Annotated in this window: 1 protein-coding gene; it reads left to right on the top strand. The window is 79.0% G+C overall.

What is annotated here, in order from left to right; genetic code table 11:
- A partial coding sequence (locus RVY79_RS19685) for a hypothetical protein (protein ID WP_317466258.1) occupies positions 1 to 272 on the top strand: 272 nt, incomplete at both ends.

Raw genomic sequence — 272 nt, forward strand, 5'->3', positions numbered from 1 at the left:
GTCGGAGCGCGACCAGGCCGTGCGGGCGCGGGCGCAGGAGGCCGCCGCCGCCGAGCGGATCAAGGCCGCCGAGGCCGACATCGCCGCCGCCCGGGCGCGCATCGGCATCGTCGACCGCCAGCTCGCCGCGCAGCGCACCCGCGTCGCCGAGCGCCAGGGCCCGATCCTCCGCCTGATCGCCGCGCTCCAGTCGATGGCCCGCCGCCCGGCGGTGCTCGGCCTGGTCCAGCCCGGCTCGACTGCCGACATGGTCCATGTCCGCGCCGTGCTCG

The sequence above is a fragment of the Chromohalobacter sp. HP20-39 genome (genome assembly GCF_033052815.1).
In the GTDB taxonomy this organism is placed as follows: domain Bacteria; phylum Pseudomonadota; class Gammaproteobacteria; order Pseudomonadales; family Halomonadaceae; genus Chromohalobacter.